The sequence below is a fragment of the Aminobacter sp. AP02 genome (genome assembly GCF_003148805.1).
GTDB lineage: Bacteria > Pseudomonadota > Alphaproteobacteria > Rhizobiales > Rhizobiaceae > Aminobacter.
Genome location: NZ_QGGX01000008.1, coordinates 76,905 through 99,219, shown reverse-complemented (window position 1 = coordinate 99,219; position 22,315 = coordinate 76,905). Strand labels below are relative to the sequence as shown.

At 62.0% G+C, this 22,315-nt stretch carries 19 protein-coding genes; 11 read left to right on the top strand and 8 right to left on the bottom strand.

Translation table 11 applies throughout. From position 1 onward, the window contains the following. Nucleotides 1-10 precede the first annotated feature (10 nt). The 10 genes from frr (at nt 11) to lpxB (ending at nt 10,441) form a co-directional block, all read left to right on the top strand. Nucleotides 11-565, top strand: a complete 555-nt coding sequence (gene frr, locus C8K44_RS12270) for a ribosome recycling factor (RefSeq protein WP_109576077.1) — start codon at nt 11-13, stop codon at nt 563-565. 29 nt (nt 566-594) lie between these two features. Further along, nucleotides 595-1,314, top strand: coding sequence for an isoprenyl transferase (locus C8K44_RS12265; RefSeq protein ID WP_109576076.1), 720 nt, complete (start codon nt 595-597; stop codon nt 1,312-1,314). Nucleotides 1,315-1,322: 8 nt separating this feature from the next. Continuing rightward, on the top strand, nt 1,323-2,153 hold the full coding sequence (locus C8K44_RS12260; RefSeq protein WP_109576075.1) for a phosphatidate cytidylyltransferase: 831 nt from the start codon (nt 1,323-1,325) through the stop codon (nt 2,151-2,153). Between the two features lie 78 nt (nt 2,154-2,231). After that, nucleotides 2,232-3,368: an RIP metalloprotease RseP gene (gene rseP / locus C8K44_RS12255; RefSeq protein WP_109576074.1), complete on the top strand. Its 1,137-nt coding sequence runs from the start codon at nt 2,232-2,234 to the stop codon at nt 3,366-3,368. A 220-nt stretch (nt 3,369-3,588) separates the two neighbouring features. After that, entirely contained in the window at nt 3,589-5,964 is a 2,376-nt protein-coding gene (bamA, locus tag C8K44_RS12250) for an outer membrane protein assembly factor BamA (RefSeq protein WP_109576073.1), read from the top strand. Between the two features lie 72 nt (nt 5,965-6,036). Then, a complete protein-coding gene (gene lpxD, locus C8K44_RS12245) occupies nt 6,037-7,095 on the top strand; it encodes a UDP-3-O-(3-hydroxymyristoyl)glucosamine N-acyltransferase (protein WP_109576072.1) in 1,059 nt (352 codons plus the stop codon). After that, complete coding sequence (fabZ, locus tag C8K44_RS12240; RefSeq protein WP_109576071.1) at nt 7,088-7,552, top strand: 3-hydroxyacyl-ACP dehydratase FabZ; 465 nt, start codon at nt 7,088-7,090, stop codon at nt 7,550-7,552. The genes lpxD and fabZ overlap by 8 nt, the downstream gene beginning before the upstream one ends. A 12-nt stretch (nt 7,553-7,564) precedes the next feature. Next, a complete protein-coding gene (lpxA, locus tag C8K44_RS12235) occupies nt 7,565-8,401 on the top strand; it encodes an acyl-ACP--UDP-N-acetylglucosamine O-acyltransferase (RefSeq protein ID WP_109576070.1) in 837 nt (278 codons plus the stop codon). Continuing rightward, nucleotides 8,388-9,281 carry a UDP-2,3-diacylglucosamine diphosphatase LpxI gene (lpxI, locus tag C8K44_RS12230; protein ID WP_109576069.1) on the top strand — a complete coding sequence of 298 codons (894 nt, stop codon included), beginning with the start codon at nt 8,388-8,390 and terminating at the stop codon, nt 9,279-9,281. Before lpxA ends, lpxI begins: the two co-directional genes overlap by 14 nt. Continuing rightward, nucleotides 9,278-10,441 carry a lipid-A-disaccharide synthase gene (gene lpxB / locus C8K44_RS12225; RefSeq protein ID WP_109576068.1) on the top strand — a complete coding sequence of 388 codons (1,164 nt, stop codon included), beginning with the start codon at nt 9,278-9,280 and terminating at the stop codon, nt 10,439-10,441. Before lpxI ends, lpxB begins: the two co-directional genes overlap by 4 nt. Before the next feature lie 53 nt (nt 10,442-10,494). On the opposite strand, the gene gltA is transcribed toward lpxB, so the two are convergent. Together gltA and gltX are read right to left on the bottom strand one after the other, a co-directional pair. Beyond that, nucleotides 10,495-11,784 (bottom strand): citrate synthase, encoded by a 1,290-nt coding sequence (gene gltA / locus C8K44_RS12220; RefSeq protein WP_109576067.1) that lies wholly within the window; start codon nt 11,782-11,784, stop codon nt 10,495-10,497. A 183-nt stretch (nt 11,785-11,967) separates the two neighbouring features. Continuing rightward, the gene (gene gltX, locus C8K44_RS12215) at nt 11,968-13,389 is read right to left on the bottom strand and encodes a glutamate--tRNA ligase (RefSeq protein ID WP_109576066.1); all 1,422 of its coding nucleotides are present in this window, start codon (nt 13,387-13,389) and stop codon (nt 11,968-11,970) included. Between the two features lie 394 nt (nt 13,390-13,783). Here gltX and C8K44_RS12210 point away from each other — a divergent pair, with 394 nt between their 5' ends. After that, the gene (locus tag C8K44_RS12210; protein WP_348626326.1) at nt 13,784-15,967 is read left to right on the top strand and encodes a ComEC/Rec2 family competence protein; all 2,184 of its coding nucleotides are present in this window, start codon (nt 13,784-13,786) and stop codon (nt 15,965-15,967) included. Nucleotides 15,968-16,030: 63 nt separating this feature from the next. On the opposite strand, the gene lexA is transcribed toward C8K44_RS12210, so the two are convergent. The 6 genes from lexA to C8K44_RS12180 form a co-directional block, all read right to left on the bottom strand. Beyond that, nucleotides 16,031-16,747 carry a transcriptional repressor LexA gene (lexA, locus tag C8K44_RS12205; RefSeq protein WP_109576064.1) on the bottom strand — a complete coding sequence of 239 codons (717 nt, stop codon included), beginning with the start codon at nt 16,745-16,747 and terminating at the stop codon, nt 16,031-16,033. A gap of 107 nt (nt 16,748-16,854) precedes the next feature. Next, the gene (glp, locus tag C8K44_RS12200) at nt 16,855-18,060 is read right to left on the bottom strand and encodes a gephyrin-like molybdotransferase Glp (protein ID WP_109576063.1); all 1,206 of its coding nucleotides are present in this window, start codon (nt 18,058-18,060) and stop codon (nt 16,855-16,857) included. Beyond that, nucleotides 18,061-18,543 (bottom strand): cyclic pyranopterin monophosphate synthase MoaC, encoded by a 483-nt coding sequence (gene moaC, locus C8K44_RS12195; RefSeq protein ID WP_109576062.1) that lies wholly within the window; start codon nt 18,541-18,543, stop codon nt 18,061-18,063. Nucleotide 18,544: 1 nt separating this feature from the next. Further along, nucleotides 18,545-19,345, bottom strand: coding sequence for an indole-3-glycerol phosphate synthase TrpC (gene trpC, locus C8K44_RS12190; protein WP_109576061.1), 801 nt, complete (start codon nt 19,343-19,345; stop codon nt 18,545-18,547). Nucleotides 19,346-19,348: 3 nt separating this feature from the next. Beyond that, nucleotides 19,349-20,359: an anthranilate phosphoribosyltransferase gene (trpD, locus tag C8K44_RS12185; protein WP_109576060.1), complete on the bottom strand. Its 1,011-nt coding sequence runs from the start codon at nt 20,357-20,359 to the stop codon at nt 19,349-19,351. Further along, a complete protein-coding gene (locus C8K44_RS12180) occupies nt 20,356-22,254 on the bottom strand; it encodes a peptidylprolyl isomerase (RefSeq protein WP_109576059.1) in 1,899 nt (632 codons plus the stop codon). Before C8K44_RS12180 ends, trpD begins: the two co-directional genes overlap by 4 nt. Nucleotides 22,255-22,315 lie beyond the last annotated feature (61 nt).

The following is a 22,315-nucleotide window of genomic DNA, read 5'->3' as shown; positions in this document are numbered from 1 at the left end:
GGAGACTGCAATGAGCACGGATTACAGCGATCTTCAGCGCCGCATGGAAGGCGCTATCAACGCCTTCAAGCACGATCTTGCTTCGCTGCGCACGGGCCGCGCCTCGAGCAACCTGCTCGACCCGATCCATGTCCAGGCCTACGGATCGTCCATGCCGCTCAACCAGGTTGCGACGGTGTCGGTGCCGGAGCCGCGCATGATCTCGGTCTCGGTGTGGGACAAGTCGATGGTCGGCGCTGTCGATCGCGCGATCCGCGAATCGAACCTTGGCTTCAATCCGATCGTTGACGGCACCAACCTGCGCATTCCGCTGCCGGAACTCAACGAGCAGCGCCGCAAGGAACTGGTCAAGATCGCCCACACCTATGCCGAGAACGCGAAGGTCGCCGCGCGCCACGTGCGCCGTGACGGCATGGACGCGCTCAAGAAGGCCGAGAAGGATGGCGATATCAGCCAGGATGACCAGCGCGTCCAGTCCGACAAGGTGCAGAAGCTGACCGACGACACGATCAGCCAGATAGACAGCTTGCTTGCAGGAAAAGAAGCCGAGATCATGCAGGTCTAGCGGCCACTGTCTGGCCCGGAAGCGAACGGATGACTACGCCCGCGCATGTCGCGATCATCATGGACGGTAACGGTCGCTGGGCGAAAGCTCGCGGCCTGCCGCGCGTTGCGGGGCACCGTGCCGGGGTCGAGGCGCTGCGCCGCACCGTCCGTGCGGCTGCGGACCTTGGCATTTCTTGGCTGACGGTCTACGCGTTTTCGTCGGAAAATTGGTCGCGGCCGAAGTCCGAGGTCACCGACCTCATGGGGCTGCTCAAGATCTTCATTCGCCGCGACTTGGCCGAGCTCCACAACAGCGGTGTGCGTGTTCGCATCATTGGTGATCGCGCGACGTTGCAGCCCGACATCCGTTCCCTGCTGGAGGAAGCTGAAACGCTGACTGCCGCCAACGAATCCCTGACCTTGGTCATCGCATTCAACTATGGTGGGCGCGACGAGATCGCGCGCGCGGCGCGCAGGCTCGCCGAAGCGGTCAAGCGTGGCGAGATCACCAGCGAAGCGATCACGCCGGAACTGTTCGCCGAAGAGCTCGACACATCGGGGATCCCTGATCCCGATCTGGTGATTCGTACCAGCGGCGAAATTCGGCTATCCAATTTCTTGCCCTGGCAGTCGGCGTACAGCGAACTTGTTTTCCTGCCCTGCTACTGGCCGGACTTTACTCGCGAGCATCTGAGCGAGGCCTTGCACGAGTATACCGGCCGAGAACGCCGCTTTGGCGGGCTTGCTGCGCGCGACGTCGCTTCGTGACCACTGACATGAGTAATCTCCAGCTCCGGACAATTTCGGCGATCGTGCTCGCGGCGGCGGTGCTGCTCCTGACCTGGCTCGGCGGCATGCCGTTCAGGCTGCTGTCGGCGGCCATTGCCCTTGCCATATTCTACGAGTGGTCGCGCATGTCGCGACCGAAGAGCGATGCGGGCTCGCCCATGGGTGGTCTTGCCATGCTGCCCGAAGTGGCGATCTTGCTGTTTGCAGGTGCCCTGGTCGCTGGAGTGCCGGCGCTTGTGCTGATCGGCCTCACTGCTGTCTTTGCGGTGATTCTGTGGGTCGTGGGTCGGCTACGCGGTGAAGCGGCCTGGGAAGCCACCGGATTTGGCTACGCTGCGCTCTCCGGCCTGTCTCTGGCGCTGCTGCGCGGCAATGACGCAGCCGGCCTGATCGCCATCCTGTTTCTGTTCGCGGTTGTCTGGGCGACCGACATCTTCGCCTATTTCGTCGGCCGCAGGATCGGCGGACCTAAGCTTGCGCCTGCAATCTCGCCCGGCAAGACCCGCAGCGGAGCGCTTGGCGGGGCGATCGGCGGCGTCGTGGCAGGACTTCTGCTTGCGAGTGTCCTTGGGGCTGGCAATCTCTTTGCCCTGGCAATCGTTGCCTTGGCGCTCTCGATAATCTCGCAGGCGGGAGATCTTTTCGAATCCTGGGTCAAGCGCCGACATGGTTACAAGGATTCGGGTTCGCTCATACCCGGCCACGGCGGCGTGATGGATCGGGTCGATGGGCTTGTCGCGGCGGCGTTTGCCCTATACGTCATCGGCTGGATGTCGGGCTCGGCCAATCATCCGGCGCAAGGACTGTTTCCGGCCTGAGCGACCGCAGCACGGGGTCGCAAGCCTCGGGCAAGGCACGGTGCCTCACTTGAGGCTCGATCTGGTTGAGGGCTTGATTTGAACGAGTATATACCCGGCTTCCTGAGTACTGACGGTCTGTTGATCGGCACCATTGTGCCGTTCCTGTTCGTGCTCACCATCGTCGTGTTCGTGCATGAGATGGGCCACTATCTCGTCGGTCGCTGGTGTGGGATCGGGGTGAAGGCCTTTTCGATCGGCTTCGGGCCCGAGTTGCTGGGTTTCAACGACCGCCGCGGCACGCGCTGGAAGCTTTGCGCGATCCCTCTGGGCGGCTATGTCAAATTCGTCGGCGACATGAATGTTACCTCCGCGCCGGGAGCCGAGGACGACCATCTCAGTCCCGATGAACGCAAGGTCGCCTTTCACACCCAGCCGGTCTGGAAGCGTGCCGCGACTGTGGTTGCCGGCCCTTTGTTCAACTTCCTTCTGACGATTGCCGTCTTCACGGTGATGTTTTCGGCCTATGGCCGCTATGTCATGGAGCCGACGGTCGCCGAGGTTCGTGCGGCAAGTCCAGCGGCGAATGCCGGCATTCAGCCGGGCGACCGATTCGTCAGCGTCGACGGCAGCCCGGTGGAAACCTTCTCCGACGTTCAGCGCCTAGTTTCGGGCCGTGGCGGCGATCCCATTACTTTCGTGATGTTGCGCGACGGTAAGGACGTCACCGTCACGGCAACGCCGGAGTTGGTGGAGCAGAAAGATGCGCTCGGCAATTCGGTCAAGGTCGCCGTCATCGGCGTGGTCAACAACGAGGAGTTGGGACAGCCGCGGCTGATCAGCTACAGCCCTGGCGGCGCCTTCGTTCAGGCGGTGTCCGAGACGGGGCACATCATCGAGCGCACGGGGCAGTTCCTCAAGCGGTTCGTTGTCGGTCGCGAGGACAAGTGCCAGCTCGGCGGACCGGTGAAGATCGCCGACATGGCCGGCAAGGCGGCTCAGATGGGCTTTGTATGGCTGGTCCAACTCGTGGCGCTCTTGTCTGTCGGGATCGGTTTTCTTAACCTTCTGCCGATTCCGCCGCTGGACGGCGGCCACCTCGCATTCTATGCGGTAGAGGCTGTGATCCGGCGCCCTGTTTCCGAGCGGGCGATGGAAGCGATATACCGCGTGGGGATGATTCTGGTTCTTGCTTTTATGGGTTTCGTTTTCTGGAACGATTTGTTTGGTTGCTGAAATCATGAAGAAATTTTGGACGGACAAGGGTCCTGTTGAGGGGGCGTTTACCATCCGGGACGATATGCGTGACGCGAAAGTCACGCTCGCAAGGTAAGTAAATACAAATTAACTAGAAGCCTTGCGTGTAGGGAAAATCCGGTTAATACGGTACGGGAAATTTACCGCGACGTCCGGTTTTCTCGCCGTGGGGACTTCGAGAAAAAGGTTACAAGGGCCAATGAAGGCAGCATTTAAGTTTGCGAGCGCCGCGTCCGCGGTAGCTCTTTCCGCCGCGCTGGCCGTACCGGGAGCAGTGGCGGTTCAGTTTGTTGCCGTGTCTGCCGCTCAGGCGGCGGTGGTCAATCGGATCGAAGTTCGCGGCAATCAGCGCGTCGATGCGGACACTGTTCGTAATTACATCACCATCAAGCCAGGCAAGTCGTTTTCGAACACCGACATCGACGACGCCGTGAAGGCACTGTTCGGCAGCGGCCTGTTCTCCGACGTTCGAATCAACCAGGTCGGCTCGACGCTGGTGGTCCAGGTTTCCGAGTACCAGGTCGTCAACCAGGTGCTGTTCCAGGGCAACAAGAAGCTCAAGGACGCGCAGCTTAGCGGCGCAGTTCAGCTCAAGCCGCGCGGCGCGTTTTCGCAGGCAGCGCTCGATGCTGACGCAGCGACGATCAAAGAAGCATACAAGCGCGTTGGCCGCGACGACGTCACTGTCGGCACCAAGGTCATGGATCTCGGCGAAAACCGCGTCAACGTGGTGTTCGAGATCAATGAAGGCGGTCGCACCAAGATCGCGGCGATCAATTTCGTCGGCAACTCCGCTTTTGGCGATCGTCGTCTCTCGGATGTCATCTCGACCAAGCGTTCCTCGGTCCTGTCGTTCATGTTGCGTGACGACATCTATGACGAAGACCGTCTGCGCGCCGATGAGGAAGCGCTGCGTCGCTTCTATTTCAATCGCGGTTATGCTGATTTCCAGGTCGTGTCCGCCTTTGGCGAACTCGATGAGGCGACCAACCAGTACACGATCACGATCACCGTTGATGAAGGTCAGCGTTACACGTTCGGTGACGTTTCGGTCGAGAGCACGATCGCCGAGATTGATGGCGCCCAGCTGCAGTCGCTGGTCGAAACCCGCAAGGGCGATGTCTACAACGCCAAGAATGTCGAAGACTCGATCATTGCCATCACCGAGAATGTCGCAGGCAAGGGTTATGCCTTCGCCAAGGTGACGCCGCGCGGTGACCGCAACTTCGAGTCGCGCACCATCAACGTCGTCTATACGGTCGACCAGGGTGCCAAGGCTTACGTCGAGCGCATCGAAATCCGTGGCAACGAGCGCACCCGCGACTTCGTCATCCGCCGTGAATTCGACGTCAGCGAAGGCGATGCCTTCAACCAGGTTTTGATCCAGCGCGCGAAGAAGCGTCTCGAAGCGCTGAACTTCTTTGAGAAGGTCGAAGTTTCGACGGCTCCCGGCTCGCAGCCCGATCAGGTTGTGCTTGTTGTCGATCTGGTCGAGAAGTCGACCGGCGAGTTCTCGATTGGCGCTGGTTACTCGACAGGCGGCGACAATGCCGGACCGTCGATCGAAGGCTCGATCACGGAGCGCAACTTCCTCGGCCGTGGCCAGTTCATCAAGTTCTCGGCCGGCGGCGGCAAGAACTCGCGTGACTACAGCTTCTCGTTCACCGAGCCATATTTCCTCGGTCGCCGTATTGCTGCTGGCTTCGACATCTATCGCCAGACGCGTAACTACGATCACTACGACAGCGACATCACCGGTGGCACGATCCGCTTCGGCCTTCCGATCACCGACAACGTCTCGACGCAGCTGGCCTACAACATTTCGAAGGAGGAGTATAACCTCTCCGACGACTGCGTGAACTCCAGCGGCGCGTACGACCCATCCAGGTGTAACGTCTCTATCGCTATCCTTGACGGTGTCGCGGACAGCCCGTGGATCAAGTCGTCGGTCAGCGGCACGCTTGTCTACAACACCATCGACGACATGAAGAGCCCGCACGCTGGTATCTATGCCAACTTCACCACCGAAGTGGCAGGTCTGGGCGGCGACGCCAAGTTCGTGAAGGTCTCCGGTCGCGGTACCTACTATCAGACTCTGTCGGAAGAGCTTGATATTGTTGCCCTTCTTTCGGCTGGCGGCGGTCATGTTCAGGGCTTCGGCGACGATGGTCTGCGTGTGTTCGACCAGTTCAAGAACAACGATCGCATGATCCGCGGTTTCGAGTACAACGGCATCGGCCCGGTTGATACGGCAACCGGCGAGCACCTTGGCGGCACGACTTACTTCAATGCCACTGCCGAGGCGCAGTTCCCGATCCCCGTCGTTCCCGAGAGCTTCGGCTTGCGTGGTGCGGTGTTCGCGGATGCCGCAACGCTTTACGGAAGCAAGATCGAAACGACCCCGCCGGTCAATTTCGGTACTTCGACCGACATGCAGTGGCGCGCTTCCGTGGGTATCGGCCTGCTCTGGGCGTCGCCGTTCGGCCCGCTGCGTATCGACTATGCGGTGCCGGTGGCCAAGCAGGACACCGACAATACGCAGGAATTCAACTTCGGCATTTCGACCCGCTTCTAATCGCGTGGTACGATACTTCCGGGCCATACTGGCCCGGAAGACGGTTGCCCGGCTTGGCTGGAACAGCATTTTATGACGGATCCGGTATTCTTTGTGCCGTCACGCCACTATACGGTAGGCGAGGTGGCCGACCTTACCGGCGCGACGCTCGTCGACCATAAGCATTCTCCCATCACGCTTACAACCATTGCTGCCGCGAGCAGTGGCGGCGATGGCGCGCTGGTGTTTGTCGACGGCAAGCGCAACGCAAAGCCACTGGCGACTCTGGTAGCTGCGGCTGTGCTTTGTACGCCTGACGTTGCAGGCATGGTACCGGACGGCATTGCCGTTCTGATCACACCGCGTCCGCAGCAGGCCTTCGCGCGCATCGGCCGGCTGCTTTATCCCGAGGCTGAACGCCCTGTCGGCGTGACGGGTGTTTCAGGCGTTTCCCCCTTCGCTCATATCGATCCGTCGGCTCACGTCGAAGCGGGTGCGGTGGTCGAAGCAGGTGCTGTCATCGGCGCCAATGCCGCTGTTGGCAGTGGCACCGTCATAGCTGCAAATGCGGTGATCGGACGCTCGTCGCAGGTCGGGCGTGATTGCTACATCGGCCCACATTGCTCGATCCAGTATGCGCTGATCGGCAATGGCGTCATCATCCATGCGGGTGCTCGCATCGGCCAGGATGGATTTGGTTTCGCGGGCGGCGCGCGTGGACCCGAACGCATTCCGCAGATCGGACGCGTGATCATCCAGGACAATGTCGAGATCGGCGCCAATTCGACTGTCGATCGTGGGGCGATGGCGGATACCGTCATCGGCGAGAACACCAAGATCGACAATCTGGTCCAGATTGCCCACAACGTGCGCATTGGCCGCAATTGCGTCATTGCTGGCCTTACGGGTATTTCGGGCTCCGTCGTCGTTGGCGACAACGTCATGATGGGCGGAGGCGTCGGCCTTGCCGATCATTTGACGATCGGCGCTGGCGCACAACTGGCGGCGCGCAGCGGCTTCATGCATGACGTGCCCGCGGGCGAGGTTTGGGCCGGCTATCCGGCCAAGCCGATGAAAGAGGCAATGCGCGAATTCGCATTGCTGAAGAAGTTGGCCAAGGGAAAACCAAAGGAGGGCGGGCGCAATGACTGACCAGGCAACCAGGACGCTCGAAGCCGTCGATATCCAGGGCCTCTTCAAGATACTTCCACACCGCTACCCGTTTCTTTTGATCGATCGTATCGTCGAGATCGATGGCGACGACTCGGCGGTTGGCATCAAGAACGTCACCGTCAACGAGCCGCATTTTCAGGGCCATTTCCCCGCGCATCCGGTCATGCCGGGGGTGCTGATCATCGAAGCGATGGCCCAGACAGCCGGGGCTATCTGCCTGCGGCTCGTTATCGACGAAACGCCGTCGCTGGTCTATTTGATGACTGTAGACGGCGCAAAATTCCGTAAACCGGTCGTTCCGGGCGACCAGCTGAGAATCCACGTCAAGAAGATCAAGAAGCGCGGCAACATCCTGAAATTTGCCTGCGACGCGCGCGTCGACGGAGTCACGGTGGCGGAAGCCGAGGTTGCGGCGATGATGGTGCCCAAGGAATAAGCTAGAACGTTGATGCAGACCGAAACATTCATTCATCCCGCCGCCGTCGTAGAAGCTGGTGCCAAGCTGGGCGCCGGTGTTCGGATCGGGCCATTCTGCCACGTCAGTGCCGACGCCGTCATCGGCGACCGGGTCGACTTGATCAGCCATGTTGCTGTGATGGGCGCAACGACGGTGGGCGAAGGCTGCAAGGTCTTCCCGCAGGCAACACTCGGCGCGGCACCGCAGAACAACAAGCACAAGGGCGGCCGCACGACGCTCGTCATCGGCAAGAACTGCACCATCCGCGAAGGCGTGACGATGCATGTCGGCACCGACACCAGCCGCGGCGAGACCACTGTTGGCGACAACGGACTGTTTTTGGCCTATGCGCACATCGCGCATGACTGCATCGTTGGCGACAATGTCACCATGGCAAACGTCGCAACACTGGGTGGCCATGTCGAGGTCGGCAACAACGTCACGATTGGCGGACTTGCCGCTGTCCACCAGATGACGCGTATCGGGCATCATGCCTTTGCCGGTGGTGCTGCCATCATTGACGGCGACATCATCCCTTACGGCATGGTGATGGGGAATCGCGCTAAATTGCGCGGCCTCAATATCATCGGCATGAAGCGCTCGGGTTTGCCGCGCGCGGAAATCTTTGCCCTGCGCAAGGCCTACAAGATGATCTTCGATCCCGCTCGATCGGTGGCCGAAAACATCCCGGCCGTCGAGCGCGAATTCGCCGGGTCGGCGATCGTTCGCGACGTTCTGGATTTCATCCAGGCACGTGGCAAGCGGCACTTCACCGTTCCGCCGATCCGCAACGCCGTCTCCGACGACGCCGCCGATGACGAAAGCTGAGTGCGGAAAGAAGATAAACCTTTCCGCGACTGACCGTGTCGCTGTCGTCGCAGGCAGCGGCCGGTTACCGGTCAACGTCGCAGACACCCTTGCCCATTCCGGCCATCAGCCCTTTGTGGTCCGCCTCGATGGTGAGACTGACTCTGGCACCAGCCTGACGGGCTATGAGGGTGAAGTGCTCGCTATCGAGCAATTTCCTTCGCTGCTGCCGCTTCTCAGGCAGAAGGGCGTCACGCATGTCGTGCTCGCCGGCGGTGTCAGTCGTCGGCCGAGACTGCGCGCGATCCGTCCGAGCCTGATGTTGTTTCGCCTGCTGCCGCGTGCTCTGACTGCCCTCGCGCGCGGTGACGACGGGTTGTTGCGCATATTGGTCAATACGTTTGAGGACTACGGCATCAAGGTTGTCGGTGCCCATCAAATCGTGCCGGAACTGTTGGCGGTCGAAGGAGCAATGGGCACCCATAAGCCTCAGAAGGGTGATTGGGTCGACCTGTATGCCGGCCTGGAGGCCGCCCATGCCATCGGCGCACTCGATGTCGGGCAGGCCGCGGTCGCCATCGGCGGACGAGCTATTGCCCTGGAAGGCATAGAGGGCACCGACCTTCTGCTCGAACGCGTTCGCGACCTGCGCAACAATGGACGCATCGCCGGCCGCAAACGCGGCGTTCTGGTCAAATGCGCCAAGCCGCACCAGGAACTTCGCGCCGATCTGCCAACCATAGGCCCCGCGACGGTCGAAGCAGCCCACGCGGCAGGCCTTGCTGGAATTGGAGTCGAGGCAGGCCGCTCGCTTGTGCTTGATTTTGGCGAGATGGTCGAACGCGCGGACAGGTTGGGCCTGTTTGTCGTCGGCCTCACTGGCAAGGGAAACAACACATGAGCTTGCCACCGCTCAAGATAGCCGTTGTCGCAGGTGAGGAGTCGGGCGACCTTCTGGGAGCCGACCTGGTGCAGGCGCTGCAGCGGCTGACTGGGCGCGACGTCAAGCTGGTTGGCACCGGTGGTCGTCATCTGCAGGAACTCGGTCTTTCGCCCCTGTTCGATGCCGGCGAAATCGCACTTATGGGGCTGACGGCGGTCATCCGCGATCTGCCGCGCCTGTTGCGGCGCATTGGTGAGACAGCGCGCTTTGTCGCCAAGGAGCAGCCGGACTGCCTGATCACCATCGACAGCCCTGATTTTTCGTTGCGGGTTGCCAAGAAGGTTCGCGCGCTCGACCCCAAGGTCCCGATCGTTCACTACATATGCCCGAGCGTCTGGGCCTGGCGGCCAGGGCGTGCCAAGGCCATGAAGCCACATGTCGACGAGATACTGTGCATCCTGCCGTTCGAGCCGGATGAACTCGCGCGCCTCGGCGGCCCGCATGGTACCTTCGTTGGCCACCGCCTGGCGACAGATCCCGGAATAGCGATTGCCGCGGCGATGCAGGAAGGCAAAGGCACGCTTGCGCCCGGTCGCGAAAAAACACTGCTGCTGCTGCCTGGGTCGCGCCGCAGCGAAGTCCGCGGCCTGATCGGGCCGTTCGGCGAGACTGTGTCGATCCTGCGCGCCCGTGGCCACCGGATGCGCTTGCTTTTGCCAACCGTGCCACATGTTGCCGGCATGGTCGAAGAAGCCGTTTCCGGTTGGGCGCAAAAGCCCGAGATCATCCTCGACAAGCAGCACAAGTGGCAGGCATTCGGCGAGGCCGATGCGGCCTTGATCGCATCGGGAACCGTGTCTCTGGAGCTTGCGCTTGCCGGCGTGCCGATGCTGTCTTCCTACAAGCTCGATACGTTCATGCGCGCGGTTCAAAGCCTGATCACTGTGTGGAGCGCTGCTCTGCCCAATCTGATCGCAGACCGCCCCGTCATCCAGGAAAACTACAACCAGTATGTGCGGCCACAATGGATGGCGCGTTATGTCGAGGGCCTGTTCGACGACAGCGGCCTGCGGCGCTGGCAGAAGGAGGGCTTTGCCGAAATCGCCCGCCGCCTGGCGACAGAGCGGCCTTCGGGCGAGCTTGCCGCCGAAGCGGTTCTCAAACACATCTTGAAATGAAATACGCCCGCCAAGCAAGAACTTGGCGGGCGTATCTGAGTTGGCAGCTGCGTTTAGCGCTTGGCGATCGGAACGTAATCGCGCTCTGCCGCGCCGGTATAAAGCTGGCGTGGACGGCCGATCTTCTGGCGCGGATCTTCGATCATTTCCTTCCACTGTGCGATCCAGCCGACGGTGCGGGCGAGCGCGAACAGCACGGTGAACATGGTGGTGGGGAAGCCCAATGCCTTGAGCGTGATGCCCGAATAGAAGTCGATGTTCGGATAGAGCTTCTTTTCGATGAAATAATCGTCGGTCAGAGCGATACGCTCGAGCTCCATGGCGACGTCCAGCATTGGATCGTCCTTGATGCCCAGCTCGCCCAGTACCTCATGCGTGGTCTTCTGCATGATCTTGGCGCGTGGGTCGTAGTTTTTGTAGACGCGGTGGCCAAAGCCCATCAGGCGGAACGGATCGTTCTTGTCCTTGGCGCGGGCGACGAATTCCGGAATGCGGTCGACATGGCCGATCTCGGACAGCATGTTGAGCGCCGCTTCATTGGCGCCGCCATGTGCCGGGCCCCACAGGCAGGCGATGCCGGCAGCGATGCAAGCGAACGGGTTGGCGCCCGATGAGCCGGCGAGGCGCACGGTCGAGGTCGAGGCGTTCTGCTCGTGGTCGGCGTGCAGGATGAAGATGCGCTCCATGGCGCGGGCGAGCACCGGATTGACCTTGTACTCCTCGCACGGCACCGCAAAGCACATGTGCAGGAAGTTGGCGGCGAAGTTCAGCTCGTTCTTGGGGTAAACGAAGGGCTGGCCGATGTGGTACTTGTAGGCCATCGCCGCGATCGTCGGCATCTTGGCGATCAGGCGGATCGAGGCGACCATGCGCTGGTGCGGGTCGGAGATGTCGGTCGAGTCGTGATAGAAGGCCGAAAGGGCGCCGACCACGCCGCACATCACGGCCATCGGATGCGCGTCGCGGCGGAAGCCGGTGAAGAAGCGCGACATCTGCTCATGCACCATGGTGTGGCGCGTGACGCGGTAGTCGAAGTCGTCCTTTTGGGCCTTGGTCGGCAGTTCACCGTAGAGCAGCAGATAGCAGACTTCCAGGAAGTCGCCGTGCTCGGCCAGCTGGTCGATCGGGTAGCCGCGATGAAGAAGGATACCTGCATCGCCGTCGATGAAGGTGATTTCCGACTCACAGCTCGCCGTCGAGGTAAAGCCGGGATCGTAGGTGAAAGCGCCCGTTGTGGCATAGAGCGATGCGATGTCGATCACATCTGGTCCGACCGTGCCGCTGCGTACCTTGAAGTCATGGGTCTGGCCGCGGAATTCCAGTTTGGCGGTCGAATCAGTCATCGCATACTCCTTAGTGCTGAGTTGCCGCTTCACGCGGCGCAATCGTCATAACAAGGCAACCAATAGGCCCGGAACGCTCGAACACGCTTCCCAGCTTCCCCGCTGCTTTCAAATTGACCTGTTGCCGCAATGTTGCACCGCAACAGCCTCATTTCAATGCAAAACTAGGAAAGCACTGCTGACCTAATCGATTTGATCGGAAATGCGGCCCAGACTTTCGTCGCGGCCCAGAACAGCCAACACATCGAACACCCCCGGGGAGGTGCTTTTGCCTGTCAAAGCGGCACGCAAAGGCTGGGCGACTCCGCCCAATTTCACATTCTCGCGACCGGCAAACTCGCGGATTGCAGCCTCGGCGGAGGCCGCGTTCCAATCCGCGTCAGCCACCGTCGAAAGGGCCGCATGGGCGCCCTTGAGGATGTCCTTGGCCGGACCAGCCAGCAGGCTGGCAGCCTTCTCGTCCAAGGCCAACGGCCGTTCGGCAAACAGGAAGGCTGCACCCTCCGCCAACTCGATCAGCGTCTTGGCGCGCTCCTTGAGACCAGGCATGGCTGCAATCAGCTGCGCCGTGCGTTTGTCGTCGAGCTTGCTGAGGATCGCGTCGCCACCCGGCAGGTAGGGCAATGTGGCAACAAAGATGTCGAACAGCTTGCTGTCATCCATCTGGCGCATGTGGACGCCGTTCAGCGCCTCGAGCTTGGCGAAGTCGAAGCGGGCGGCCCCCTTGTTGACGTCCTCGATCTCGAACCAGCGGATCATGTCTTCGATGCTCATCACCTCGTCGTCGCCATGGCTCCATCCGAGGCGGGCGAGATAGTTGAGCAGCGCTTCAGGCAGGTAGCCCATGGCGCGATAGGCATCAACGCCGAGCGCGCCGTGACGCTTGGACAGCTTGGCGCCGTCGGCACCGTGGATCAGCGGGATATGCGCCATCACAGGCACGTCCCAGCCCATGGCGACATAAATGACCGTCTGGCGCGCGGCGTTGGTCAGGTGGTCGTCGCCGCGGATGATGTGGGTGACGCCCATGTCGTGATCGTCGACGACGACCGCATGCATGTAGGTCGGCACACCGTCCGAGCGCAGGATGATGAAATCGTCGAGATCCTTGTTGGGAAAGCGCACGTCGCCCTGCACGCGGTCGCGCACAAGTGTTTCGCCTTCGGTCGGCGCCTTGATGCGGATGACCGGCTTGACGCCGGCGGGTGCCTCGGACGGGTCGCGGTCGCGCCAGCGGCCGTCATAGCGCGGCGGCCGCCCCTCGGCGCGCGCCTTCTCCCGCATTTCGGTGAGCTCTTCCTGAGAAGCATAGCAATAATAGGCCTTGCCCAAACGCACGAGTTCTTCCGCGACCTCGCGATGGCGCGGCGCACGCTCGAACTGGGAGATCGGCTCGCCTTCCCATGTCAGGCCAAGCCAGGTCAGGCCTTCGAGGATCGCTGCTGTTGCGGCATCGGTCGAGCGCTCGCGGTCGGTGTCTTCGATGCGCAGCAGCATCTTGCCGCCGGTGTGACGGGAATAGAGCCAGTTGAATAGCGCGGTGCGCGCGCCACCGATATGCAGGTAGCCGGTGGGCGAGGGGGCGAAGCGGGTCACGACGGACATAGCAAATTCCAAGGGAGGCATGGCGTCGCCCGGCCGGAGACCGGCGGCGCATGGCGTTTCGGTGGCGTTGATGTAGCATAGAAGGTCTGGGGCGCAAGGGGCAGGCCCGATGGGCGAGCACGTGCGGGAGGGGCAGGCCGGTAACAATCCGGTGGCTGAGGCCAGCGAGCGCAGCTTGCTGGCAGCCTCGTCCTTGCTTCCCGTGGCATGGGCGAAGCCCAGAACTCCAGCAGCCGACACAGCCACGGCGGAGGTCGCAATCGCAGCGACCGGCGCGTCGTCTCACTTGCCACGGCGGCATCGATGGGCACGACTTCTGGTTCGCCACCGGATCAACGGGCGATCAGCACTTTCCGCAATCCAAACCGAACTCGACCGTGGAGCCGCCTTTCTGTTGATTCCGGTGTTTCTGGCTATCGGCGCGCTTATCTATTTTGCCCTGCGGGTTGAACCGGCGATCGCACCGCTGATGATCGCTTTCGCAGTCGTGGGCTCGCTCGCCTTCGTCATGCGTTCGCACAGGTTGGTCCATTACGGGCTTGCCGCCGCTGCGACCTGCCTGCTCGGCATGACGCTGGCAAAGCTTGAAACGGCTGGAATGGCAACCAGGATGCTAGGGGCCGAAATATCGACTGGGATCACCGGTCGGGTCATCGGACTCGACCATCTCGACAATGGCCGGGTACGGTTGACGCTTGATGTCCTCGCAACCGCGCGTCCGGTTTTGCGCTATGCCCCGGAGCGCGTGAGGCTGACCGCGCGCAAGGTTCCAGAAGGCGTGGTCGCGGGGGCGCAGGTGACCGGCTATGTCCGCCTCATGCCGCCTTCGGGCCCGGTGCGACCTGGCAGCTATGATTTTTCCTTCGAAAGCTACTTCGACGGCATTGGCGCCAGTGGCTTCTTCATGAAGGGGCCGGACCTTGCCGCCTCAACACAGCCGCCGTCGGCCAGCGATCGAGCCTTTGCTTCGATAGAGAACGTGCGTGAAGAGATTGCCCAGCGCATTCGGGACCGGATCGGTGGAGCCGAAGGCGAAATAGCGGCAGCGCTGGTGGTCGGTGTGCGCGGCGGCATTCCCGAGGATATCAACGAGGCGCTGCGGCGCACCGGCCTCTACCACATCATTTCGATCTCGGGCCTGCATATGGCGATGGTCGCGGGTACTGTCATGGTGTTGATGCGGCTTGCCCTCGCTGGCTTTCCTACCTTCGCATCACGTTGGCCGGTCAAGAAATACGCTGCGAGCGCTGCCTTGGTCTCGACGGGCGGCTATCTGTTCATCTCTGGTGCCGAGGTCGCGGCACAACGCAGTTTCATCATGCTGGCCGTGATGCTGACCGCCGTGCTGTTCGATCGTGCGGCACTCACCATGCGCAATCTGGCGATCTCGGCGATCGTCGTCATCGTAATCTCGCCGCATGAGGTGGTTGGCCCGAGCTTCCAGATGTCGTTTGCGGCAACAGCCGCACTTGTCGGCGCCTATGCCTGGTGGTCGGATAGGCGGGAGGAGCAAGCTCAACCTCTCGTGCAAAGGTCGCTGCCGTCGAAATTGTGGCGCTGGCTTGCAACTGTTGCGATCGGGCTCATTGCTACCTCGCTGATCGCAGGCCTTGCCACCAGCGTCTTCGGCGCCTGGCATTTCCAGCGAGTCTCGCCGCTCAGCCTTGTCGCCAATCTCGCTGTCATGCCGATCGTCTCCGTCTTGGTGATGCCGTTTGCGGTCTTGGCCGGCATCTTCATGCCATTGGGCCTCGACGGCCTATTCCTCGATACTATGGGTGTCGGTCTGAAGGCCATGATCGAACTCTCAAAGTGGTTTTCCGAGAGGTCGCCCGTCGATGCAGTCGGGCTGGTCTCCGCGGAAGCTGTCGTCCTCATCACCGCCGCATTGGTCATCGCATCAATAGCCACGACGTGGCTGCGTGCCGCCGCCTTGCCATTTGCGGCCCTTGGAATTCTGACGCTGATGGAAACCGAAACACCTGTCGGCCTCGTCTCCGAGGATGGCCGCCTGGTGGGGGTGCCAACGGCGGACAAAAGGCTTGCCGTCAATCGTTCCCGGCCAAATGAGTTCACGGTCGACAACTGGATGCGCGCACTGGTCGCAGAGGAACTCGTCGGACCTCTTCGCACTGATGCGAAAGGCGCTGTCAAATCCGGCAATCCAAACGGCAGTGCCAACGAGGCTGCATTTGTCTGCAGCGGCGGCCTTTGTCAGGTTCAACACACGTCGGCCGGATTGATCGTGCATGCGGAGGATGTAATGGCCGCCCGGCGCGTTTGCGCAAACGCTGACCTCATTGTCGTGAACGACGCCACCGCAAACGACACTTGCCCAAGATCAGATGCAACCGTGCTCACCAGCCGAGAGCTCGCGCGTCTGGGCAGTGCGGCGATATTCCTGAAGCCGACAACGGACAACAAACGCCAAGAAATCGAGATCCGTCACGCCGTGCCCGAACCATATCGTCCATGGCACATGCAGCGCGCATTCTCACGCGAGGCGAGGGGGCTGGCGCCCTACCAGCACACAGACAAACGCCCCAAAACGCCGAAAGCCGCGATCTCGGCCAAATAGCCGAAATTCAGGCAGGTCCCACCCTATGGCTGGGCAGGCAGGCTCGACCCCGCTGTGCAAAAATCAATAGCGGCGGATAAGTCCGACAAGCTTGCCTTGTACCTTGACCCTGTCGGGCCCGAAGATGCGCGTTTCGTAGGCCGGATTGGCTGCTTCGAGCGCGATCGAGGCGCCCTTGCGACGGAATCGCTTGAGGGTCGCTTCCTCATCGTCGACAAGTGCCACGATGATCTCACCGGGATTGGCGGTGGTCGAACTGCGGATGACGACCGTATCGCCGTCAAAGATGCCAGCCTCGATCATCGAGTCGCCCTTGACCTCGAGCGCGTAATGCTCGCCGCCCATGATCATATCCGGCGGAACGGTAATGGAATGGGTCTTGTGCTGGATCGCGTCGATCGGCACGCCGGCGGCGATACGACCCATCACCGGGATGGTGACGGCCGAACCGGCGTCGTCGTCGTTACCCGCCGACATCGAGCGCGAAGGCTCAGGCCGACGGCCGAGACTGCCTTCGATGACGCTGGGCGAGAACTTTCGCGCCGCGTTGAGGCCAGGCGCAATCGAATCGGGCATGCGCAGCACTTCGAGTGCGCGTGCACGATTTGGCAGGCGTCGGATGAAGCCACGCTCCTCCAGTGCCGTGATCAGGCGATGGATGCCGGATTTGGAGGCGAGGTCGAGCGCTTCCTTCATTTCGTCGAAAGATGGGGGGATGCCCGTCTCTTTCAAACGCTCGTGGATGAACAGCAGAAGCTCGTGTTGTTTGCGCGTCAGCATCGCCACCCCCGAGGAATCAGAAGAAAAACAAACCCAGAACAAACACTATCTGTTCCAGTTGTGTTCCGCAACTGTTTATATTTCGTGAAGGGGACGCGCTGTGTTGTTCAGCGCAGCATCATTACCTGGCAGGCACTGCCAGATTCGGCTGCCGGTGCGAAGGGTTCGCGCATAAGGGCGCAATTGGCGTCGGCGAGCGTGCGTAGCATCGACGAATCCTGAACCATGTATGGCGTGACGATGAGGCCGTCCGGCGTCTCGCGCGCCACGGCACGGACGAAATCCTGACGCAAATCGTTGGCCGCAACGGCTGTGTCGAGGATGCCGTTGCGGATATCGGGCGAGTAAGGCCGACCGCCAAGCTTCGCCAACAGCGGCTTCAGGAAGATATGCGAGCAGATCAGGCTCGCTACTGGATTGCCGGGCAGGCCGACGCAGCGCGTCTTGCCAAGGCGGCCGAACATCAGCGGCTTGCCGGGGCGCATGGCTATCTTCCAGAAGTCGAGATCCATGCCGAGTCCGGTCAAGACGCCATGGATCAGGTCGTGGTCGCCGACCGAAGCGCCGCCGAGGGTGACGATGACGTCGGCCTCGGCATCGAGGGCCTGGGTGACGAGTGTCGAGATCGCGTCATTGCGGTCGGCTGCGATGCCGAGGTCTAGCACGCGTGCGCCTACCGAGCGAACGATCGCGGCGACGCCGTAGGCGTTGGACGCGATGATCTGGTCGGGACCGGGGTTGCTGCCGGGCGGCAACAGTTCGTCTCCGGTGGCGATGATGGCGACCAGCGGCGCGCGGACGACTGACATCTCGGGATGATTGGCGGCAGCGATGAGCGATAGGGCTGCCGGATCAAGCAAGCGCCCGGTGTCGAGAATGAGATCGCCCTGTTTGAAATCGAGGCCCTTGGCGCGGATGTTGCGTCCAAGCACAGCTGGCTCCAGCACTTCGACCTCGCCATTGCCGAGATCGCGGACGTTTTCCTGGATAACGACGGTATCAGCACCTTGTGGCACAGGCGCGCCGGTGAAGATGCGCACGCTCTCGCCTTGCGCAATCGCACCGCTGAACTGTCTTCCTGCGGCTGCGGTCCCTACGACCTTCAATCGCGCCGGCAGCGACGCGATATCGTCTGCGCGGACGGCATATCCGTCCATGGCCGAGGCATCGAATGGGGGTTGGGTGCGCAGGGCATACAACGGGCTTGCGAGCACGCGCCCTGAGGCTTCGCCGAGGCCGACCGTTTCCACGGCTCTGGGTTCGGCGCCATCGAGCAGGCGTCCGAGCGCATCGGCGACGGGCAGCAGGGCCATCTACGCGCCTGCCTTGTAGTCGCCCGACTTGCCGCCGGTCTTCTCGACCAGCCTGATGCCGGAAATCACCATGGCGCGGTCGGCAGCCTTGGCCATGTCGTAGATGGTGAGGCAAGCGACCGATGCGGCGGTCAGCGCTTCCATCTCGACGCCTGTCTTGCCGGTGACGCGCGCAAGCGCTGTCACGCGAAGGCCGGGCAGGGCCTCGTCCGCTTCGATCTCGACCGAAACCTTGGTCAGCAGGATGGGATGGCAGAGGGGCACGAGTTCATGGGTGCGCTTGGCAGCCATGATGCCTGCGATGCGCGCGGTGCCAAGTACGTCGCCCTTCTTGGCATTGCCCGAAAGGATCAACGCCAGGGTTTCGGCGCGCATGCTGACACAGCCTTCGGCGATTGCGGTGCGCGTGGTCTCGGCCTTGTCGCCGACATCGACCATGTTGGCTTCGCCGGTAGCGCCGATGTGGGTGAGGGTGGTTGCCATGTCAGATGGCCGCGCCGTTGAGAAGCGCTCGTGTGGCGGCTGCCACATCGGCCTGCCGCATCAGGCTTTCTCCGACGAGGAAGCTGCCAATGCCGGATTTTTCCAGGCGCAGGCAATCGGCGTGCGTGAAGATACCGCTTTCCCCGACCAGAAGACGATCGGCCGGGACCATGGGGGCAAGCCGCTCGGAGGTGTCGAGACTGACCTCGAAGGTGCGCAGGTTGCGGTTGTTGATGCCGAGCAGGCGCGAAGAGAGCTTTAGTGCGCGCTCGGTTTCTTCCTCGTCGTGCACTTCGACGAGGACGTCCATCCCGTGCTCGAAGGCCGTGTCCTCAAGCCGCTTGGCGTCGTCGTCGCTGAGGCTTGCCATGATGATGAGGATGGCGTCCGCACCCCAGGCGCGGGCTTCATGCACCTGGTAAGGCTCGAACATGAAATCCTTGCGCAGAGCGGGCAGGGCGCAAGCACAGCGAGCCGCGGTCAGGAATTCGGGAGCACCCTGGAAGGATGGTGTATCGGTCAAGACCGACAGGCAGGCCGCGCCGCCTTCGGCATAGGCGTGAGCCAGTGCTGGTGGGTCGAAATCGGGACGGATCAGCCCCTTCGACGGGCTTGCCTTCTTGATCTCGGCGATAAGGCCGAAGCGGTTGTCGCGGCGCTTGGCCTCAAGGGCGGCAAGAAACCCGCGCGGCTGGGATGCGTCGCGGGCCCGTGCCTTGACCTCGACGAGCGGCAGCAGCGCCTTGGCTGCTGCGATCTCGTCGCGCTTGTAGGCTTCGATGCGGCGCAGGATATCTGCCATAACTTATCCGTTCGAAACGCTGACCAGACGACCGAGCACACCAAGCGCCCTACCGCTGTCGATCGACTCGGCGGCCAGTGCAACGCCGTCCTCGAGGCTTGCCGCCTTGTCGGCGACGACAAGCCCGGCACCGGCATTCATCAATACAGTGTCCCGGTAGGCGCCTTTGGCGCCTTCGAGAACGCCGCGCAGAGCCGCAGCATTGTAGGCGGAATCGCCCCCGCGCAACTCTTCGCGTGTATGGCGCGCAAGCCCAACCTGCTCGGGCGTCAGCGTGAACGTGCTGATGCTGCCATTGGTGAGTGCCGCGATGTGAGTCTCGCCAGTGGTCGTGATCTCGTCATAGCCGTCGCCATGCACCACCCACACGTGCTGGGCGCCGAGTTCCTTCAGCGTTGCAGCTACAGGTTCGACCCATTCAGGGGAGAACACGCCAACGAGTTGGCGATTGACGCCGGCTGGATTGGAAAGCGGACCGAGCAGGTTGAAGATGGTCCGGGTGCCGAGTTCGACGCGGGTCGCGCCGACATGTTTCATCGCCGGATGATGCGCCGGGGCGAACATGAAGCCGACGCCTGCCTGGTGGATGCAACGGCCGATCGCCTCGGGGGACAGGTCGATGTTGACCCCGAGCGCGGTGAGCACATCAGCAGCACCGGTCAGCGATGACAGACCGCGATTGCCGTGCTTGGCGACCGGCACGCCGGCACCCGCAATGACGAAGGCCGAAGCGGTCGAGATGTTGACGCTGTGCGAACCGTCGCCGCCGGTGCCGACGATATCGATGGCATCGGCAGGCGCTTCGACGCGAAGCATCTTGTCGCGCATGGTGGCAACGGCGCCTGAAATCTCGCTGACTGTCTCGCCGCGCACGCGCAGCGCCATCAGGAAGCCGCCAATCTGGCCGGGCGTCGCTTCGCCCGACATGATGATGTCGAAAGCCTCTCGGGCCTCCTCGAAGGTGAGGGGGGCGCCCGAAGCTACCTTTGCTATATGCGGCTTCAGTGCGCTCATGGCGTTCCCACCGCAAGTGCCCGGGTGATTGCCTCCCGGTCGATGGTGGCCTGATATTCACCCTGAAGCTGGGCGACGAGCTGGTCGAGCAGGTCGTCCGACATGCCGGAGGCAAAGGTCTTCTGCGCGTCCTCTGGCACGGCACTCTTGTCCGCTCCGGCGGGTTCGAACACTTCCGCGACCTTGAACAGGATCTGCGCATCGCCGGCCGGTGCTGCAATGACGCCAGTTCCACCCTGGCCCATGGCGAACATCGCCGCCGCACCCTCACGGCCGAAATCGGCGTCGTCGGTTTCGCGCTTGAGGCCGCGCTTGGTCTGTTTTTCGAGCTTCAGTTCGCCTGCGATGACATCCAGCGCGGTGCCGTCCTTAAGGCGTTTTTCAAGTTCGTTCGCCTTGTCCTGAAGACGTTTCGTGGCTTCCGCTGCGGTCCAGTCGGCGACCACCTTTGCCCGTACTTCATCGAGCGTGCGGTCACGTGCCGGCGTCACATCCACGACCTCATAGAACACGAAGCCGTTGGAGCCGAGGTTGAGCGGCGGGTTTTCAGCGCCGGCTTCGGCTTCGAAGGCCGCCTGGATCAGGTTGCGCGAATCCGGCAGCGTGCTGATGACGGTACCTTCGGCGTCTTGGCCGGCGCGATCGATGGCGTCGATCGTCACCACCTTGAGCTTCAGCTTGTCGGCCGCCGCCTGCATCGTGTCGCCGCCAGCGCGGGCGTCCTCGTAGGAATCATGCACGTCGAGCAGGATACGATTAGCCTCGGCGAGGGCGAGTTCCTTGCGGATCTGGTCCTTGACCTCATCGAGCGTCTTCACCGTCTGTGGCGTGATCTCGCTGACGCGCACCAGCACCGGGCCGAAAGCGCCCTGGACGACATCGCTGACCTGGTTTGCCTGCAGCGCGAAAGCCGCCTCGGCGACAGCCTTGTCGGCAATCTGTTCCTTGGTCAGCGTGCCGAGCGTGACGTCGGCCGCAGTCTTGCCCTGATCGGCAACGACCTTGTCGAAGGTCGCGCCTGCCTTGATGGCGTCGGAAGCGGCCTTGGCTGCCTCGGCGTTGGCGAGAACCAACTGATCGATCTTGCGCGTCTCGGCAGTGGTAAAGTGCGATTTGTTCTTGTCGTAGTCCTGGCGAACCTGCTCGTCAGTGATCGACGCGACATCCATGATGTCTTCCGGCTCGAGCTTGACGTAGCTCAGCTTGCGGAATTCCGGCGCGGCGTAGTTCTTCTTGTTTTCCTCAAACCACGCCTTCAGAACTTCGTCGCTCGGTGCCGCGATAGGCTCCACCAACGATTTTGGCAGAGGCAGATAGTCGATGGTGCGGTCTTCGCCGCGATACAGCGCCACAGCGCGCAGGAAGGTGTCAGGGGCGACAAGACCATCGGAAACGGCTTCGACGATCTGCTGGCGGACGGCGACCTGGGCGCGGTTCTTGAGGTAATCCTCTGGGCGCATGCCGATTTGGCGCAGGATGTATTCGAAGGCCTGGCGGTCGAACTGGCCATCGGGGCCGCGGAAGGTCGGATCGTCCCAGGTCAACTGGGCAAGGCGGTCCTTGGACAGGCCGAGGCCAAGCTTGCGGGCCTGCTCGTCGAGCACGGCACCTGCGACCAATTGCGACAGCACCTGGTTGTCGATACCGAGCGCGTTCGCCTGGTCGCGGGTCAGGCGCTGACCGAATTGCTGCGACATGACATTGAGCTGACGGTCATAGGCGAGGCGATATTCGACGCCTGAAACGGACGTGCCGCCGGCAGTCACCACCTTGTCGCCACCGAACTGGTTCAGCATACGCCCTGAGATACCCCAGATCGCGAAGCTGACGACGAGCAGCAGAAGCAGCAGCTTAGCAACCCAGGTACCGGCAGCACTTCGCATCGATTCCAGCATGTATCAGATCCCGTATACGCGCATTTCCGCATGCGCCTGCATGAACGAAGCGCAATAGCGC

What these genes read in the sequence shown, in the direction of transcription:
- trpC (WP_109576061.1), bottom strand. Translation starts at nt 19,345, where the DNA reads ATGGCAGATATCCTGCGCCGCATCGAAGCCTACAAGCGCGACGAGATC.
- lpxD (WP_109576072.1), top strand. Translation starts at nt 6,037, where the DNA reads ATGACGGATCCGGTATTCTTTGTGCCGTCACGCCACTATACGGTAGGC.
- fabZ (WP_109576071.1), top strand. Translation starts at nt 7,088, where the DNA reads ATGACTGACCAGGCAACCAGGACGCTCGAAGCCGTCGATATCCAGGGC.
- lpxA (WP_109576070.1), top strand. Translation starts at nt 7,565, where the DNA reads ATGCAGACCGAAACATTCATTCATCCCGCCGCCGTCGTAGAAGCTGGT.
- frr (WP_109576077.1), top strand. Translation starts at nt 11, where the DNA reads ATGAGCACGGATTACAGCGATCTTCAGCGCCGCATGGAAGGCGCTATC.
- C8K44_RS12260 (WP_109576075.1), top strand. Translation starts at nt 1,323, where the DNA reads ATGAGTAATCTCCAGCTCCGGACAATTTCGGCGATCGTGCTCGCGGCG.
- gltA (WP_109576067.1), bottom strand. Translation starts at nt 11,784, where the DNA reads ATGACTGATTCGACCGCCAAACTGGAATTCCGCGGCCAGACCCATGAC.
- lexA (WP_109576064.1), bottom strand. Translation starts at nt 16,747, where the DNA reads ATGCTGACGCGCAAACAACACGAGCTTCTGCTGTTCATCCACGAGCGT.
- trpD (WP_109576060.1), bottom strand. Translation starts at nt 20,359, where the DNA reads ATGAGCGCACTGAAGCCGCATATAGCAAAGGTAGCTTCGGGCGCCCCC.
- bamA (WP_109576073.1), top strand. Translation starts at nt 3,589, where the DNA reads ATGAAGGCAGCATTTAAGTTTGCGAGCGCCGCGTCCGCGGTAGCTCTT.
- C8K44_RS12180 (WP_109576059.1), bottom strand. Translation starts at nt 22,254, where the DNA reads ATGCTGGAATCGATGCGAAGTGCTGCCGGTACCTGGGTTGCTAAGCTG.
- lpxB (WP_109576068.1), top strand. Translation starts at nt 9,278, where the DNA reads ATGAGCTTGCCACCGCTCAAGATAGCCGTTGTCGCAGGTGAGGAGTCG.
- lpxI (WP_109576069.1), top strand. Translation starts at nt 8,388, where the DNA reads ATGACGAAAGCTGAGTGCGGAAAGAAGATAAACCTTTCCGCGACTGAC.
- gltX (WP_109576066.1), bottom strand. Translation starts at nt 13,389, where the DNA reads ATGTCCGTCGTGACCCGCTTCGCCCCCTCGCCCACCGGCTACCTGCAT.
- glp (WP_109576063.1), bottom strand. Translation starts at nt 18,060, where the DNA reads ATGGCCCTGCTGCCCGTCGCCGATGCGCTCGGACGCCTGCTCGATGGC.
- moaC (WP_109576062.1), bottom strand. Translation starts at nt 18,543, where the DNA reads ATGGCAACCACCCTCACCCACATCGGCGCTACCGGCGAAGCCAACATG.
- C8K44_RS12265 (WP_109576076.1), top strand. Translation starts at nt 595, where the DNA reads ATGACTACGCCCGCGCATGTCGCGATCATCATGGACGGTAACGGTCGC.